We start from the raw sequence: 14,741 nt of genomic DNA on the forward strand, positions 1-14,741 counted from the left end.
CGAAGAGAGCGAGCGGCACTTTTTCGTCGAGGGGTTTGCGCCGAGTGGTGCGCCGGAGGCGCACCCGAGGCGGAAAACGGTCGTTTAGAACGTCTCGAGGTACCGATCCAGTTCCCACTGGGAGACGTCGATGCGGAACTCGTCGTACTCCTGGCGTTTGGCCTTGATGAAGTTCCCGGCGACGTGTTCGCCGAGGGCGTCCATCACGACGTCGTCGGCTTCGAGGGCGTCGATGGCCGCGCCGAGGTTCGTCGGGAGCGTCTCGATGCCGTACTCCTCGCGTTTCTGTTCGTCGAACTCGTAGATGTTCTCGCGGACGGGGTCCGGACACTCCAGTCCGTTCTCGATGCCGTCGAGACCGGCGTGGATGAGTGCGGCGAACGCGAGATACGGGTTACACGACGGGTCGGGGAACCGGGCTTCGACGCGGGAGGCGGCCGGGACGCGGGCCGCCGGTTTGCGGATGAGCGCCGAGCGGTTGCGGTCGGACCACGCGATGTAGACCGGGGCTTCGTAGCCGGGGACGAGGCGCTTGTAGCTGTTGACCGTCGGGTTGGCGACGGCGGCGAGCGCAGGGGCGTGTTCGAGCATGCCGGCGGTGAACTGCTTGGCCGTCTCGCTCAGGTTGAACTCGTCGTCGTCGTCGTGGAACGCGTTCTGGCCGTCCTCGGTGAACAGCGAGATGTGGGTGTGCATCCCCGAGCCGTTGATCTTGGCGATGGGCTTGGGCATGAACGTCGCGTGCAGGTCGTGCTGGGCCGCGATGGCGCGGACGACCGACCGGAAGGTGGCGACGTTGTCGGCAGTGGCGAGGGCGTCGTCGTACGTGAAGTTGATCTCGTGTTGGCCCTCGGCGACCTCGTGGTGGGAGGCCTCGATCTCGAAGTCCATCTGCTGGAGGCCGTAGATGATGTCACGGCGGACGTCGCTGGCGAGGTCCTTCGGGGCGAGGTCGAAGTAGCCGCCGGCGTCGTTGGTCTTCGTCGTCGCGCGGCCGTCCTCGTCGTGTTCGAACAGGAAGAACTCCGGTTCGGGCGCGGCGTTGACCGTGAAGCCGTGTTCGGCGGCGCGGTCGAGGGCGCGTTTCAGGACCCCACGCGGGTCGCCGGCGAACGGTTCGCCCGTCGAGGTGTCGACGACGTCACAGATGAGTCGGGCGCTCGCGGTGCCGTCCTCGTGGTCGCGCCACGGGAGGATGGCGAACGTGTCGGGGTCGGGCGTCAGGCGCATGTCCGACTCCTGGATGCGAACGAACCCCTCGATGGACGAGCCGTCGAAGTAGATGCCCTCGGTGAACGCCTTCTCGGCCTGTGTCGCCGGGACGGAGACGTTCTTCACGGTGCCGAGGATGTCGGTGAACTGGAGCCTGAGGAAGTCGACGTTCTTCGCTTCGATTTCGTCGACGACTTCCTGTGCCGCGGCCGTCAATCCTCCATCTGCTGAAACGTTTGGATTCGTCATCTTCGTCAGTCGTCTCCTACAACACTATTGTCGTATAAAGTCGTACCGTTCAATGCAACTCTCCCACCTCTGCTGGATAAATGGATATTCGTAAAATTATAGTCCCCCCACGCGCACCCTCATTGTAATGACGTACGAAAACCTAGACGAGAAGCTCGTCAACGCGTTGCTCACCGACGGACGTGCGAGCCTGCGTAGTCTGGCCGAAGAGCTCGGCGTCTCCGTGACGACGGTGTCCAATCACCTCAAGGACCTCGAGTCGAGCGGCGTCATCGAGGGGTACGCCCCCATCGTCGACTACGACGCACTGGGCTACGACGTGACGGCGGTGGTCCAGTTGAAGGTGGAGGGCAACGCCATCACCGAAGTCACCGAGGTTCTCCGCGACGCCAAGCAGATGGTCTCGGTGTACGAGGTCACCGGTGACCACGACATCGTCGCCATCGGCAAGTTCCGCGACACCGACGACATGAACCGCCAGATCAAGGAACTGCTCCACGACGCCAACGTCAAGGAGTCGAACACGAGCGTCGTGCTCAACACCGTCTCCGAACACGAGCAGTTCCCGCTCGACATCGAGTAGTCGCCCGTCGTCGTCTCCACGCCTGCGGCCGACCGTCTCACAGCGCGTCCAGCACCCAGCGGACCGCAACCGCGAGCACGACGACCGCCCCTTCTCCCCGTGTCGACTGTCGCCCCGACCAGAGCGCGAGCGGCGGCCCTCGAGAGGACGACCAGGCCGACGACGAGGTCGCTGGTCGACCCGTCGGGCGAGGCGAGCGGCGTGGTCGACGAACAGCGTCGCCCCCAGTCACAGCCCCACGACGCCGACGACGACGAGCATCACGTCCAGCGCGACGGGTCCGACCACGACCCACACACGGGCCGCCCCCTGCCGAGAACGGAACGGCTTTCTCTCTCACCGCACCGCTGAGAGTATGCTCTCGACCCTCCGTGAACGGGCCCAGCCGTTCTTCGCCGACGCCGCGCCCGCCCACGACTGGCACCACGTCGAACGCGTCGACCGACTCGCCACCCGACTGGCCGACGACCACACAGAAACGGTGGACCGCGACGTCCTCCACGCGAGCGTCTACTGCCACGACGTCGGCCGCGAACGCGAAGCACGGGGTGACGTCGACGACCACGCCGTGTGGGCCGCCGAGCAGGTCCCCGACCTGCTGGCGGACCTCGCCGACGGGGCGACCGTCGAGCGCGTCGTCCACTGCGTCCGCGCTCACCGCTACTCGGCGAGCGTCGAACCGGAGACCGTCGAAGCCGAACTGCTCTGTGACGCCGACAACCTCGACGCGATGGGGGCGGTCGGCATCGGCCGCACGTTCGCCCACGGCGGAGCGCTCGGCGAACCGATGCACGGCAGCGACGACCCACGCTCGGGCGGGCAGTTGGCCCACCTCCGTGGGAAGATTTCGTCGTTGCGCGACCGGATGTACACCGACCCCGGGCGAGAACTCGCCGCCGAACGCCACGCCGTCGTGGAGGAGTTCGTCGAGCAGTTCGAGGCGGAGTTGTCGGGCGACCGGTAGGGGGTCACCAGCGCTCGCGGTCGACGCCGTCTGTGAGGCCGTACTGCCCGCCGGCGATACCGGCGAGCGGTTCGACGAACCCGTTGGCGCGGAGCGTCACGAGATGACGCTCGACGGTCGCCGGTGAGAGGTCGGTAGCCGAGACGAGGCGGTCGACCCCGGACGAACCGTCGGCGAGCGCCGACAGCAGGGCCCTGCGCTCCACGCTACCTCTCGTCCCATAGAGTAAGAACCCGACCGGAGTGGGCATGCCCCGACGGTTGGGGGACCGAGCGTTTAGTAACTGACAGCGAAACGAATGTTTCGAGGCAACCGGTGCTCGTACGGCGACGATTATCGGCGAGACGGGTCGCGGAGGAAACCGGCCGTCGTCGGTCGTAATGGCGAGGTTTCACCGCGGTCGCCGACCGGGTCAGCGTCGCCGTGGCTGTCGAGGTGAGACACGAAGAAGCGTCCGTGAGACGGTGCGAACGATAGGCAGTTGGCGGACCCCGAACGCCGGAGGTGCGAGGGTCCGCCGTGAGCGACCACCGAACTGCCGGAGGCAGTTCGACGGGAGCGAACGGCGATTTTGGTCCAGGTTTTGCCAGGGAACGAACGGCCGTCAGGCCGAGAGAGAGTGTCAGCCAGAACCGCAGTGCGGTTCTGGCTGACGGACGAGAACTTCGCTCTCGTCAGCGCAGCAAAACGTGGGTTACATCGGCGTACCGAGCGGAGCCCGGCTGTCTACGTGAAAATCGTTCCCGATTTTCACATCGCGCCGCCCATGCCGCCCATACCGCCCATGCCGCCCATGCCACCGCCCATACCGCCGCCGGGTGGCATCTCGTCGTCGTCGCCGTCGTCGGTGCCGCCGCCCTTGAGGTCGCCCGCAGCGATGACGTCGTCGATGCGGAGGATCATCACGGCGGCCTCGGTGGCGCTCTCGACGGCCTGCGTCTTCACGCGGAGCGGTTCGACGACGCCGTCGGCCTCCATGTCCACGACGTCGCCCGTGTAGGCGTCCAGCCCGTAGGGCTGGTTGCCGTTGGAGTGCTCGCTACGGAGTTCGACGAGCGAGTCGATCGGGTCGAGGCCGGCGTTCTCGGCGAGGGTGCGCGGAATGACGTCGATGGCGTCGGCGAACGCCTCGATGGCCAGCTGTTCGCGGCCGCCGACGGTGTCGGCGTAGTCGCGCAGTTCGAGGGCGAGTTCCGTCTCGGGGGCACCGCCGCCGGGCAGCACCTGCCCGTCTTCGAGCGTGACGCGGACGACGCCGAGCGAGTCCTCGATGGCACGCTCGACTTCGTCGACGACGTGCTCGGTGCCGCCGCGCAGGATGAGCGTGACGGACTTCGCCTCCTCGACGTCTTCGACGAAGATGCGGGTGTCACCGCCGATGTCCTTCTCGGCGACGCTGCCGGCGAAGCCGAGGTCGTCCTCGGTGATGTCGTCGACGTTGGAGACGACGCGACCGCCCGTCGCTCGGGCGAGGCGCTTCATGTCGGACTTCTTCGCACGGCGGACGGCGATGATGCCCTCCTGTGCGAGGTAGTGCTGGGCCATGTCGTCGATGCCCTTCTGGCAGAAGACGACGTCGGCGCCGACGTCCTTGAGGTGGTCGACCATCTCCTTCAGCTGTTTCTCCTCCTGGTCGAGGAACTGCTGGAGCTGGTCGGGGTCGGTGACGTTGATCTCCGCGTCGATTTCGGTCTCCTTGACCTCGAGTGCGGTGTCGAGGAGCGCGACGTTGGCGTCTTCGGCGAAGTACGGCATGTTGTCGTGGACGCGCTCCTTGTTGACGATGACGCCCTCGACGAGTTCGGACTCGGCGACGCTGCCGCCGACTGCGGTCTCGACCTTGACGTTGTCCGTGTCGATGCCGTCGTCGTCGGCGACCGTCTGGACGGCCTTGACGACGAGCGTCGAGAGGGTGTCCTTCGCGTTCTCCGCACCCTTGCCCGTCATCGCCGTCGCGGCGATCTGTTCGAGCTGTTCGGTGTCCTCGGCGGTGACCTCGATGGCCATGTCCTCGAGGACCTCCTTGGCCTTCGCGGCGGCCTGGCGGTAGCCCTGTGCGAGGATGGTCGCGTGGATGTCCTGTTCGAGCAGGTCCTCCGCCTTGGCGAGCAGTTCGCCGGCGATGACGACCGAGGTCGTCGTCCCGTCACCGACCTCGTCCTCCTGGGTCTCGGCGACCTCGACGATCATGTTCGCCGCCGGGTGCTCGATGTCCATCTCCTTCAGGATGGTGACGCCGTCGTTCGTGACGACGACGTTGCCCGAGTTGTCGACGAGCATCTTGTCCATCCCTTTCGGCCCGAGTGTGGTCCGGACGGCCTCGGCGACGGCCTTCCCGGCGGTGATGTTCATCGACTGGGCGTCACGCCCGGAGGTGCGCTGACTGTCCTCGCTGAGTACGATGAGGGGCTGGTTACCCATCTGCTGAGCCATAGTCATCCAGGCGTTGTTTGCGATTCTATATAAAACTGACGCACCGTGCGAGAGAAACCGTGGCACTCGAGGCGCGTGTCGCCACTGTGAACTGTTGGCACAGTCGAGTTTAAGTAGGCATCGAGGGCGGCCGGACGATTCGGCGTGGAGTGCGGTGAGGAGGAACGGCCGGACGGGAGAGGAAGGTAGTCGGTTCGGTCAGCCGACGGCCTCGAACGGCTCCTGGCAGTCGTTACAGAAGTGGATGGACCGACAGAGCGAGGGGCCCTTCGGGTGTTCGCGCTCGGTGTTCGTCCCGTCGCAGTACGGACAGGCAGCGGGGTCGTCGTCGTCGCCGGCCGACACCGATGGGTCGAGGCGTCTCATATCGACACCCCGAACTCCCGCAGGTCCTCGCGGCCGGCCTCCGAGACGAACTCGACGGACCAGACCGGCGACCAGACGAGTTCGACCGACGCGTCGTCGACACCGTCGGGTGAGGCGGCCGCCTCCCGGACGTCGTCGAGGAGCATGTCGCGGGCCGGACAGCCAGTGTAAGTGAGCGTCATCGTCACCTCGGCGTGCGTTCCGGCGTCGTCCTCGGTCACCGCCACATCGTAGATGAGCCCCAGGTCGACCACCGAGACGGGCATCTCGGGGTCCTCGACCTCGAACAGCGCGTCCCACACCGCGCGTTCGTGGCCCTCGCTGTCCGCGCCGTTCTTCGGGACCACGGCGTCCTCGGGCACCTCACCCGAGCGGTAGTCCGTGTACGCGCAGTACTGCGGCCCGTCGGTCGGGTCCGGAATCGATTGGGCGTCCGTCGGTGGTTCGGGGGTGTCGGACATGAGTTAGACCTCGTCGGGGTCCGCCATCAGGCGGCGGGCCTCGGTGCGGTCGAGCATCCGGTACGTGTAGGTGAGTTCGTTGTACTGACGCTGCCAGTCGTCGGTGTGGCTCCCGTCGCGGCCGGTCTCCTCGGCGACCAGGTCGTCGAGCGCCTCGCGGTCGGGCACGGAGACGCCGAGACCGTCGAGGAACGCGCCGGTCAGGTCGTACCACTCCTCGCGCAACTGCGCGAGCGGCGTCGGGCGGATGCCCAACTCGACGATGTCGTCCTCCTTCGCCGTGGGTTCGAACAGCGTCAGCGCGTACGGGTAGAGGTCGTCGACGGCCGCCTGCACGCGGCGTGTCCCCTCGGCGTCCTCACAGAGCCGTTCGAGCCAGTTCTGGGCGTGCTCGCGGTGGTAGTGCTCCTCACCGTTCACCTTCTCGATGCGGTCGGCGATGCGGGGGTAGGACGTCTCCGCGAGCGCCTCCACCTGGAGGAACTCCGCGACGTCGTAGAAGTACGACCGGACGACGGCGTCCGCCCAGTCGCCCGACTCGAACGACTGCTCACAGAGCGTGGCGTGGCGGAACTCCTCGGCCTCACGCTCCCAGATGAGTTCGGTCTCCTCGTAGCCGAAGTCCTGGAGCAGGTCGTACCAGAGGCGGGCGTGCCCGAGTTCGTCCTGTGCGATGTTGGCGATAGCGATGTCGGCTTCGAGAGTGGGTCCCTGGCACTGCCAGTCGGTGTAGCGGTCGGCCACCACGAACTCGTCGTCGGCGAGCTGGTAGAGCAGCGCCTCGACCGCCTCACGTTCGCGCTCGGAGAGGTCACCGGGCGCACCGAGTCGTGCGGACGCCATCAGTCGTTGGCCTCCGCTTCCTCGCGGCCGCGCTCGGCCTCCTCCTGTTCGCGCTGGGACGCCTCGATCTCCTCGGCGAACGTCTCGTCGGTGTTGTAGTTCGTCGCCCAGCGGTACTCCTTCTGGGTGAGGCCGCCCATCGAGACGCCCTCGTCGTCGGAGTCGACCTCCGCGATCTCCTCTTTCGGGACGACCCACAGCGAGTGGGCGGGCTTGCGTCGGGCGTGCATCACCTGCGCGTACATCCGGGCCATCTCGCGGTCCGGAGCGTGGACGTTGCCCACGTGGACGTGGTAGTCCTTGCGCTGTTCCTGTCGGAAGACTTCGAATATCATGGTCAGTCCGCGGCGGCGCTACCCGCGCCGGGGTTCTCGATGGCGTCACGCACCCACTCGACGGCCTCCTGGGTCCGGTGGCGCTTGTCTATCTGGCCCTTGCCCTGCGGGTACTGGTTCCGAGCGATCTGCATGAACTCGTCCCAGTCGAGGTCGTCCTCTTCGACCTCGTAGCGCTGGGTGTCCTCGTTGAACGTCACCGCGGGCGTGTCGGGAATCTCCAGGCCGTACTTCTCGGCCTTCGGGAGGTAGACGTTGAGGAACGCGGTGCGGAGCGCGTCGTTGCCCATCGTCTTCAGCCCCACCGCCGAGGAGAAGTCGCTGTGCGTCGACTGATCGTCGGTCGGTCCGAAGAACTGGAGGATACGCGGCCACCACTTGTCGAACGCCTCCTGGAGGCGCTCCTGGTCCCGGCGGGTCCCGCTGGCGAGTTCGGCGAGGATGGACTCGCCGTGTTTGATGTGAAAGCCCTCCTCGAAGCAGATCTTGTCGATGGCGTGGGCGTACGGCTCCCACGAGGTGCGCTTGAGGGTCGCCTGTCGGCGCATCGCCGCGCCGTCGACGAAGAACATGATCATCGGCAGTTCGTACCAGTCGTCCAGCGGGTAGTGAAAGCAGTTGAGGAACTTCCCCTCCCCGTTGGCGAGTTCGTCGAGCATCTGCTCGCGGGTCTTGATGCCGAGGTTCTCCGCGGCCCGGTAGAGCAACTGGCCGTGACCGATCTCGTCTTGGACCTGTGCCGACACCGCCAGCTTTCGGTCGAGCGAGGGGGCCTGCCGGATGAACGGGCGCTCGATGTACGCACCCATGATCTCGGAGTTGGCGTGGAACTGAATCATCCGCGTGGCCGCCTTGCGGTACTCCTCGGGCATGTCGTCGGTCGGCCCGAACTCCCGCGGGCCGGCGCGCTGTTTGACCTCCTCGATGTCCATGTAGCAGTGTTTGTAACGGTCCTGCATAGACTGTTACCCGCACATAGACGGGTTTTATATGTACAGCGTGCTACGGCGACTCGTGATTCGGACGTGACGCGTGGAGGCGCGAACGGATGATAGCGGAGTGCCTCGTCGTCGAGTTCGCCGTCTCGGGCGACGACTGCCCGCTGGCCGAGGCCTCGCGCGTGGGCGTCACTATCGACGCGAACCCGCCACAGCTCCGTGCGGACGGCAACACCCTCCTCCACTTCGGTGCGCCCGACGACGAGCGACTCGCGCGGGCACTGGACGAGGACGACCGGATTCGCTACCTCCATCGCGCGCGCACCGACGGCCGGGCGACCTACCGCTGTCTCTCGAAACACCCCTGTGTCGTCCACGAACTCGTCAGCGAGGGATTCGTCGTCGAGTCGCTCTCCTACCGCGGCGGCGACGCCCGGTTCACCGGCGCGGTGGTCGGCTACGACGTGTTAGAGGGCGTGATGAACCGCGCCGGCGAGACGGTCGGTGTCCGACTCGAACGGGTCCATCCGCTCGGAGCCGAGGAGGACCGGCCGGTCGCCCAGCGGTGGAACCTCACCTCACGGCAGGAGGAGGCGCTCCGGGCCGCCCAGCGGATGGGGTACTTCGACGTACCGCGCGGTGCGGACGCGAGCGAGGTGGCCCGCGAGTTGGGTATCGGGAAGTCGGCGTTCCTCGAACGCCTGCGCCGAGGCCAGCGCTCGCTCTACGCTCAACTGTTCGGGTGACGGGAGACGAGGCCGGTTCAGCGGCGCTTCGGCATCGTCGAGAACCGCGTCGCGGACTCTCCCTCCGGTATCGTCGAGAGATGTGACGGGTTCCGACCTCGCTTCGGTATCGTCGAGAGACGACCCGACGACCCGCCGCTGTCCGTCGTCTCGTCCTCGTCGGTCTTTCGTTCGTCGTCCTCGTCGGCCTCGTCGGCCTCCTCCCCGACCCCCTCACGGAGTCGGTCGACGGCGTCTTCGACCTGCGAACGGAGCGAGGTGCCGGCGCTCGCTCCCTCGGCGTCGTCCGTCCCCGCGGTGGTCTCCTCGTCCGCGTCCGGGGCGTCGTCGCCGGTGTCCGCACCGTCTCCCTCGGCTGTGAACCGCTCGACGACCGTCTCGACGATGTCGTCGGCCACACCGCTCTCGGCGTCGTCCGTGTCCGACTCGTCGTCGGCCGTCGCCTCGTCGGATCCCGTCTCGTCGGCCTCGTCGTCGGTCGTGGCGTCGAGACCGAAGAGCGCCGGGAGTTCACGGCGGCGCTCGTCGGCGTCCGGGTCGTCCCACGAGTCGGCGAGTTTCGAGAGTCGGAGGAGCTGTCTGAGCTCGCGGACGTGCTCCTCGTCGCCCTCCGAGAGCGCCGTCACGATGGTGTCGTAGCCGTCCTCGCCGCCGAGGTCGACCGCGTCCAACAGCGTCTCGGAGTCGGCGTCCTCGACGATGGTGGACGCGGCACTGGCGACCGCACGGAGCGTCGGCGTCGCGCTCACCTCGCCGTCGTCGGCCGCCGCTTCGAGTGCGTCTCTCGCGTCCGCGAGCACCGCGTCGAGACGCGTCTCGACGTCCCGCTCTTCGCTCATCTCACTCCTCGTCGTCCGTGGATTCGTCGGACTCGTCGCCCTCCTCGCCCAGCGATTCGACGATCTCGTCGGTCATCTCCTCGCGCGAGAGGTTCGCCTTCACGTCGGTCTCCTTGGCGACCGACTGGAGTTCGCGGTAGGACATCACGTCGAGGAGTTCACGGAGCGTCTCCTCGCGCAGGTCGCCGGCCCCCTCGGGCAGACTCCCACCGCTGTCGGCTTCGTCGGCCTCCGTCTCGGCGTCCTCGTCGGGCGTCTCCTCCTCACCCTCGGCCTCGGCGTCGTCCGCTGCCGACGCGTCGTCGTCGGTCACGCTCGAAGCGGCCTCGGAGGCGTCGGACGCGGTGTCCTCGGCCTCGTCGGCCGCCTCCGAAGCAGTCTCTTCGGCAGCGTCCGAGGCGGCTTCGGCAGCGTCCGACGCCCCGTCTGCGGCGTCCGAAGCGGCCTCGGACGCGTCGTCCGCGGTGCTCGACCCGTCGCCGAGGACCTGCTGGACGGCTTCCTCGGTGCCGACCTTCTTGAGGTCCTGTGCCAGTGAACTGAGCGCCTCCGTGTCGGAGAGCAGGTCCGTGATGGCCGACCTGATGGCGGCGACGACCGACTGGAGGAGGTCGCGGAGGGAGAGGCCCTCGTCGACGCCGTCGCGGAGCGCTCCTTCGGCGGCGGCCCCGACCTGTGCGCCGATACGCCGTCCGGCACGGGAACCGATGGTCCGGCCGACCTGCGCGGCGACGTCGGCGTCGGTCAGTCGCTCTTCGACCTTGCCCGCGATGGCGTCGCCCAGCGAACTCGAACTACTCCCCGTCATCACTGCCTCCGACGTTCAGCAGTTGCTTCAACACCGTCGTCCCGATGGTCCGACCGAGGAGCGCACCGAGCAACCCACCGAGCAGTTCGCCGAGCCGTGCACCGACGGTCTCGCCGACACCGCCGTCGAGGTCGTCGTCGCCCTCGCCGGTGGCGAACGACTCGAGCGACGTCCCCTCGAACAGTTCCCCGTAGTCGAGTCCCTGGAGGAGTTCGACGACGTCGATACGGTCGGTGAGCGACTGGTCACTCATCCCTACTCCTCGCTCTCCTCGTTTCCCTCGTCACTGTCACCCTCGTCGTCCTCGTCACTGTCCCCGGACTCCTCGTCGCTGTCGTCCATCAGGTCGTCGAGACCGAGCAGCTGCGTGATGACGCCCGTGAGCACCTGCGTGAGAATCTCGCCGATGGGCATGTCGTCGATAGCGTCGCCGAGGTTCTCCTTGACGCTCTCGAACGCCGACCTGACCCTCTCGCCGATGTCGAAGTCCAGCGCGAGACCGTCGAGCAGCGATCCCAGACCGCCGTCGAGCAGCCCCGTGACCGCCGACAGGAGGTTACCGAGGAGGTTCCCGTCGCCCTCGACTGCGGAGACGTCCAGAACCAGTTCACTGAGCGTGACGTCGAGGCCCAGCAGGTTGAGGTCGAGTCCCTTCAGGTCGAGGAACAGCACCTCGGTCCCCTCGTCTTCGTTTGCGACACCGTCGGCGGACATGTCCTCCAGCCGCTGGTTCTCGTCGCCCCCCTCGGACTCCTCGGCAGTCTCTTCGTCCTGTTCCTCGTTCTCGTCGCTCGACCCGCCGTCTGCTAGCAACACGGCCGTCTCATCCATGATAACAGTGTCGCGGACTCGGCGGCGATTGATATGTACACGGCTTGCCCAGCAATGCGAAAGCGGGGCGTGAGTGCCTCGCTGTCGGGACTATCACGAGAACGGGAGGTCGAAGGAAGCGACGGACCGACGGGGAGAGCGGTCGTCCGTCCACGCGAGGACGGTTACGCGTCCTCGCCGTAGTGACTCCGTTTCCGCCACATGAACTTCATGTCACCCGCGAACACCTCCTCGTCGTCCTGGTTGTGGACGTGGGTGTCGATGGTGACGATACCGGCGTCGTCACGCGAGGAGGGTTCTTTCTTGCCCGTACACTCGAACTCCGCCTGCAGCGTGTCGCCGATGAAGACGGGGTTCTTCAGGTCCATGTAGTTCATCCCGAGGAACGCGAAGACGGTGCGCTCGACGATGCCCGTTCGCTGGAACAGGCCCGTCGCAACGATGAACGTCATCGGTCCCTGTGAGATACGGGCACCGTAGGGGCCGTCGTCGGAGTACTCCTTGTTCGTGTGGAGTTCCGTCCAGTCGCCCGTGAACATCGAGTGCATCACGAAGTCCGATTCCGTGATGGTCCGACCGGCACTCGTGAACGTCATCCCCTCCTCGATCTCCTCGAAGTAGTGTGGCTCGTAGCTGTACGGCATACCTCTCACTCCGAAGGCGACGGCAAGAAGCTATCGTGGGAGAGAGTGACAACCGAATCGCGGCGTCCCGAGACGTAACGAGCGGGCGGAACGACTGGTCCGCCGCTGGGTGAGTGCATTTATTACACTACCGTCCAGCCGTCGAACATGACTAGCAGCGAATCGGACTCGGCGTCGGCCACCTTCTACGCCGTGACGGGCGTCGTCACGGCCGGGGTGGCGCTGTTCGTCGACCACGTTCTCTGGACGGTGGTCAACCTCGGGTTCAGTCCCGGAGTCCTCCTGGGGCTGCTCGCGCCGCTCGTCGTCGGCCTCGTTGGCGTCGGAGTCGGCTACGGTGCGGTGCGAGTACGCCACGAGCGCATCGGGTACGGCGTCATCGGACTCAACGTTCTCGCCGCGGTGCTTGGCGTCCTGTGGGGAATGGCGTTCGCACGAGGCGGGCTGTTCGGGACGGTCTGAGTTCTCGGGTCGAAGCGACTGAAGGGAGTGCAGCGATGGTCCCGCGAGCGAACCCAGTGAGCGAGGGGGACCGAGGTAGACGAGCGAAGCGAAGTCTACCGATGGTCCCAGACGCGCTGGACCTTCCCCGTCTCCTGGCGTTCGATGCCGCCCGGTTCGCGGACGTCGACCTCGTCCGGTGAAAACGAGAGCTGTGCGTCCAGCCGCGAGCGGGCCTCCTCGCGCAGGTCGGTGGCGTCCCCGCCGTAGGTCGGCGACTCCTCCAGCGTGATGTGAATCTCGTCGAGTTCGTTCTCGCGGTAGAGGTCGATGCGGTACTGGGGCGCGAGCCCCTCGATTTCGAGGACCGTCGCCTCGATTTCTGACGGGTAGAGGTTGACGCCCCTCACGATGAGTAGGTCGTCGGTCCGGCCGGTGACGTTGTCCATCCTGACCGTCGTTCGCCCGCAGTCACACTCCCCGCGTGTGAGCGTCGTCATGTCGCCGGTTCGATACCTGACGACGGGCATCCCCTGTTTCGTGAGCGTCGTGAAGACGAGTTCGCCCTCCTCGCCGTCGGGGAGCACGTCACCCGTCTCGGGGTCGATGACCTCGGGGTAGAAGTGGTCCTCCCAGACGTGCAGGCCGTCCTGTGCCTCCGCACACTCGATGGAGACGCCGGGGCCGATGACCTCCGAGAGGCCGTAGATGTCGACCCCGGTCACGTCCAGTCGTTCCTCGATGGCCTCGCGCATCGGGTCCGTGCAGGGTTCGGCCCCGAAGATGACCGTCGAGAGCGGGAGCGACCTGAGGTCGATACCCATCTCGTCGGCCTGCTCGGCGAGGTAGAGCGCGTAGGAGGGCGTGCAGGTCAGCGTCTCGCTGCCGAGGTCCGCGAGGAACTCCAGTTGACGTTTCGTCTGGCCGCCGCCGATGGGGATGACCGTCGCGCCGAGTTCGTCACAGCCGTGGTGGACGCCGAGACCGCCCGTGAACAGGCCGTAGCCGTAGGCGTTCTGGACACGACTCCCCTCGGTGACGCCCGCGGCGGTGAGCGAGCGAGCCATCACCTCACGCCACGTGTCGAGGTCCTTGCGCGTGTAGCCGACCACCTTCGGTTTCCCCGTCGTCCCCGAGGAGGCGTGCAGACAGCGCAGTTCGTCGTCGCCGACGGCGAACAGGCCCTCCGGGTAGTGGTCCCGCAGGTCCTCTTTCGTCGTGAACGGTAGCCGCGAGAGGTCCTCGACGCCGTCGACGTCACTCGGCGAGATGCCCGCCTCGTCGAACTGCTCGCGGTAGAACGGGACGTTCTCGTAGACGGACGAGACCTGCTTGCGAAGGCGCTGGTCCTGGAGGTCGGTCAGCGCGTCTCGGTTGGTCGTCTCGATGTCGTTCCAGACCATGGCGGCCCGTCGTCGCGCCGTGCGAAAAGTGTGCGGGAAGCTGTCATCCGGCGGCCGACGCGCGGAGCGCGCCCGACTGGGGCCGGCGGTCTCAGCCGGGGAACTCGTGGTAGTTCAGGTCGCCCTCGTTCAGCTCCGAGCGGCGGCGTTCGAGGAACGAGTACACCGCACCGTGGGGTGCGCCGTCGAGTATCATCTCGATGGCCGAGCGAGCGGTCCGGACCTGCTCGGGACCGCCGATGAGTCCCACCGTCGACCCGTAGACGACGACGCTCGCGCCCGACAGTTCCTCCATCAGCTGACGGGTCCGGCCGTCCTCGCCGATGATCCGCCCCTTCTGTCGACGGAGGTCGTTCTTGTTGCGCGTGGCGGCGTCCAGGTCGACCAGTTCGAGCATCCGCATGTCGTCCTCAAGCAGCGAGAGAGCGTCTTCGGGGCGGAAGCCGCGACCGATGGCCCGGACGATGTCGGGCGCTTTGAGACCCGTCAGCGGGTCGCCGACCTTCTCGACGGCGACCGACCCCGTCTCGGAGTCGATGTCGAGACGGACCTCCGCACGGGACTCGATCTCACGCATCGTCTCCCCGCCCTCGCCGATGAGGACGCCGATGCGGTCCTGCGGAATCGTCACGTGTTGCATGGGCG

The 14,741-nt window shown here is 66.7% G+C and carries 19 protein-coding genes; 4 read left to right on the forward strand and 15 right to left on the reverse strand.

Annotation, left to right across the window (positions count from 1 at the left end):
* Positions 1-84: 84 nt before the first annotated feature.
* The gene (gene glnA / locus GQS65_RS09255) at positions 85-1,461 is read right to left on the reverse strand and encodes a type I glutamate--ammonia ligase (RefSeq protein WP_158204324.1); all 1,377 of its coding nucleotides are present in this window, start codon (positions 1,459-1,461) and stop codon (positions 85-87) included.
* 127 nt (positions 1,462-1,588) lie between these two features.
* Here glnA and lrp point away from each other — a divergent pair, with 127 nt between their 5' ends.
* The gene (lrp, locus tag GQS65_RS09260) at positions 1,589-2,044 is read left to right on the forward strand and encodes an HTH-type transcriptional regulator Lrp (protein WP_158204325.1); all 456 of its coding nucleotides are present in this window, start codon (positions 1,589-1,591) and stop codon (positions 2,042-2,044) included.
* Positions 2,045-2,399: 355 nt separating this feature from the next.
* On the forward strand, positions 2,400-3,008 hold the full coding sequence (locus GQS65_RS09265) for an HD domain-containing protein (RefSeq protein WP_158204326.1): 609 nt from the start codon (positions 2,400-2,402) through the stop codon (positions 3,006-3,008).
* A gap of 4 nt (positions 3,009-3,012) precedes the next feature.
* On the opposite strand, the gene GQS65_RS09270 is transcribed toward GQS65_RS09265, so the two are convergent.
* The 7 genes from GQS65_RS09270 to paaA form a co-directional block, all read right to left on the reverse strand.
* A complete protein-coding gene (locus tag GQS65_RS09270) occupies positions 3,013-3,213 on the reverse strand; it encodes an ArsR family transcriptional regulator (RefSeq protein WP_158204327.1) in 201 nt (66 codons plus the stop codon).
* Between the two features lie 545 nt (positions 3,214-3,758).
* Positions 3,759-5,429 carry a thermosome subunit alpha gene (thsA, locus tag GQS65_RS09275; RefSeq protein ID WP_158204655.1) on the reverse strand — a complete coding sequence of 557 codons (1,671 nt, stop codon included), beginning with the start codon at positions 5,427-5,429 and terminating at the stop codon, positions 3,759-3,761.
* Between the two features lie 210 nt (positions 5,430-5,639).
* Positions 5,640-5,807 (reverse strand): 1,2-phenylacetyl-CoA epoxidase subunit PaaE, encoded by a 168-nt coding sequence (gene paaE / locus GQS65_RS21375; protein ID WP_199268432.1) that lies wholly within the window; start codon positions 5,805-5,807, stop codon positions 5,640-5,642.
* Positions 5,804-6,268, reverse strand: coding sequence for a 1,2-phenylacetyl-CoA epoxidase subunit PaaD (paaD, locus tag GQS65_RS09280; protein WP_158204328.1), 465 nt, complete (start codon positions 6,266-6,268; stop codon positions 5,804-5,806). Before paaD ends, paaE begins: the two co-directional genes overlap by 4 nt.
* A 3-nt stretch (positions 6,269-6,271) precedes the next feature.
* A complete protein-coding gene (paaC, locus tag GQS65_RS09285; protein WP_158204329.1) occupies positions 6,272-7,111 on the reverse strand; it encodes a 1,2-phenylacetyl-CoA epoxidase subunit PaaC in 840 nt (279 codons plus the stop codon).
* Entirely contained in the window at positions 7,111-7,446 is a 336-nt protein-coding gene (paaB, locus tag GQS65_RS09290) for a 1,2-phenylacetyl-CoA epoxidase subunit PaaB (protein ID WP_158204330.1), read from the reverse strand. The genes paaC and paaB overlap by 1 nt, the downstream gene beginning before the upstream one ends.
* Positions 7,447-7,448: 2 nt before the next feature.
* Positions 7,449-8,378, reverse strand: coding sequence for a 1,2-phenylacetyl-CoA epoxidase subunit PaaA (gene paaA / locus GQS65_RS09295; RefSeq protein WP_158204656.1), 930 nt, complete (start codon positions 8,376-8,378; stop codon positions 7,449-7,451).
* Positions 8,379-8,494: 116 nt separating this feature from the next.
* Here paaA and GQS65_RS09300 point away from each other — a divergent pair, with 116 nt between their 5' ends.
* Entirely contained in the window at positions 8,495-9,130 is a 636-nt protein-coding gene (locus GQS65_RS09300) for a helix-turn-helix domain-containing protein (RefSeq protein WP_158204331.1), read from the forward strand.
* A 17-nt stretch (positions 9,131-9,147) separates the two neighbouring features.
* Here GQS65_RS09300 and GQS65_RS09305 read toward each other — a convergent pair whose 3' ends face one another.
* The 5 genes from GQS65_RS09305 to GQS65_RS09325 form a co-directional block, all read right to left on the reverse strand.
* Positions 9,148-9,969, reverse strand: a complete 822-nt coding sequence (locus GQS65_RS09305; RefSeq protein ID WP_158204332.1) for a hypothetical protein — start codon at positions 9,967-9,969, stop codon at positions 9,148-9,150.
* Position 9,970: 1 nt separating this feature from the next.
* Entirely contained in the window at positions 9,971-10,777 is an 807-nt protein-coding gene (locus tag GQS65_RS09310; RefSeq protein ID WP_158204333.1) for a hypothetical protein, read from the reverse strand.
* A complete protein-coding gene (locus GQS65_RS09315; protein ID WP_158204334.1) occupies positions 10,764-11,030 on the reverse strand; it encodes a hypothetical protein in 267 nt (88 codons plus the stop codon). Before GQS65_RS09315 ends, GQS65_RS09310 begins: the two co-directional genes overlap by 14 nt.
* Positions 11,031-11,032: 2 nt before the next feature.
* The gene (locus tag GQS65_RS09320; protein ID WP_158204335.1) at positions 11,033-11,608 is read right to left on the reverse strand and encodes a hypothetical protein; all 576 of its coding nucleotides are present in this window, start codon (positions 11,606-11,608) and stop codon (positions 11,033-11,035) included.
* 164 nt (positions 11,609-11,772) lie between these two features.
* Positions 11,773-12,252 carry a MaoC/PaaZ C-terminal domain-containing protein gene (locus GQS65_RS09325; RefSeq protein WP_158204336.1) on the reverse strand — a complete coding sequence of 160 codons (480 nt, stop codon included), beginning with the start codon at positions 12,250-12,252 and terminating at the stop codon, positions 11,773-11,775.
* 147 nt (positions 12,253-12,399) lie between these two features.
* On the opposite strand from GQS65_RS09325, the gene GQS65_RS09330 reads away from it, so the two are divergent.
* Positions 12,400-12,714 (forward strand): hypothetical protein, encoded by a 315-nt coding sequence (locus GQS65_RS09330; protein WP_158204337.1) that lies wholly within the window; start codon positions 12,400-12,402, stop codon positions 12,712-12,714.
* 95 nt (positions 12,715-12,809) lie between these two features.
* Here the strand turns inward: GQS65_RS09330 and paaK are convergent, their stop codons facing one another.
* A complete protein-coding gene (gene paaK, locus GQS65_RS09335) occupies positions 12,810-14,096 on the reverse strand; it encodes a phenylacetate--CoA ligase PaaK (protein WP_158204338.1) in 1,287 nt (428 codons plus the stop codon).
* 91 nt (positions 14,097-14,187) lie between these two features.
* Positions 14,188-14,736, reverse strand: a complete 549-nt coding sequence (locus GQS65_RS09340; RefSeq protein WP_158204339.1) for a KH domain-containing protein — start codon at positions 14,734-14,736, stop codon at positions 14,188-14,190.
* Positions 14,737-14,741: the final 5 nt, after the last annotated feature.

This window comes from Halomarina oriensis (genome assembly GCF_009791395.1).
In the GTDB taxonomy this organism is placed as follows: domain Archaea; phylum Halobacteriota; class Halobacteria; order Halobacteriales; family Haloarculaceae; genus Halomarina; species Halomarina oriensis.

Bases quoted from the DNA above. Each gene is read 5' to 3' on its own strand.
- glnA (WP_158204324.1), bottom strand. From the start codon at position 1,461: ATGACGAATCCAAACGTTTCAGCAGATGGAGGATTGACGGCCGCGGCA.
- lrp (WP_158204325.1), top strand. From the start codon at position 1,589: ATGACGTACGAAAACCTAGACGAGAAGCTCGTCAACGCGTTGCTCACC.
- GQS65_RS09265 (WP_158204326.1), top strand. From the start codon at position 2,400: ATGCTCTCGACCCTCCGTGAACGGGCCCAGCCGTTCTTCGCCGACGCC.
- thsA (WP_158204655.1), bottom strand. From the start codon at position 5,429: ATGGGTAACCAGCCCCTCATCGTACTCAGCGAGGACAGTCAGCGCACC.
- paaE (WP_199268432.1), bottom strand. From the start codon at position 5,807: ATGAGACGCCTCGACCCATCGGTGTCGGCCGGCGACGACGACGACCCC.
- paaD (WP_158204328.1), bottom strand. From the start codon at position 6,268: ATGTCCGACACCCCCGAACCACCGACGGACGCCCAATCGATTCCGGAC.
- paaC (WP_158204329.1), bottom strand. From the start codon at position 7,111: ATGGCGTCCGCACGACTCGGTGCGCCCGGTGACCTCTCCGAGCGCGAA.
- paaB (WP_158204330.1), bottom strand. From the start codon at position 7,446: ATGATATTCGAAGTCTTCCGACAGGAACAGCGCAAGGACTACCACGTC.
- paaA (WP_158204656.1), bottom strand. From the start codon at position 8,378: ATGGACATCGAGGAGGTCAAACAGCGCGCCGGCCCGCGGGAGTTCGGG.
- GQS65_RS09300 (WP_158204331.1), top strand. From the start codon at position 8,495: ATGATAGCGGAGTGCCTCGTCGTCGAGTTCGCCGTCTCGGGCGACGAC.
- GQS65_RS09305 (WP_158204332.1), bottom strand. From the start codon at position 9,969: ATGAGCGAAGAGCGGGACGTCGAGACGCGTCTCGACGCGGTGCTCGCG.
- GQS65_RS09310 (WP_158204333.1), bottom strand. From the start codon at position 10,777: ATGACGGGGAGTAGTTCGAGTTCGCTGGGCGACGCCATCGCGGGCAAG.
- GQS65_RS09315 (WP_158204334.1), bottom strand. From the start codon at position 11,030: ATGAGTGACCAGTCGCTCACCGACCGTATCGACGTCGTCGAACTCCTC.
- GQS65_RS09320 (WP_158204335.1), bottom strand. From the start codon at position 11,608: ATGGATGAGACGGCCGTGTTGCTAGCAGACGGCGGGTCGAGCGACGAG.
- GQS65_RS09325 (WP_158204336.1), bottom strand. From the start codon at position 12,252: ATGCCGTACAGCTACGAGCCACACTACTTCGAGGAGATCGAGGAGGGG.
- GQS65_RS09330 (WP_158204337.1), top strand. From the start codon at position 12,400: ATGACTAGCAGCGAATCGGACTCGGCGTCGGCCACCTTCTACGCCGTG.
- paaK (WP_158204338.1), bottom strand. From the start codon at position 14,096: ATGGTCTGGAACGACATCGAGACGACCAACCGAGACGCGCTGACCGAC.
- GQS65_RS09340 (WP_158204339.1), bottom strand. From the start codon at position 14,736: ATGCAACACGTGACGATTCCGCAGGACCGCATCGGCGTCCTCATCGGC.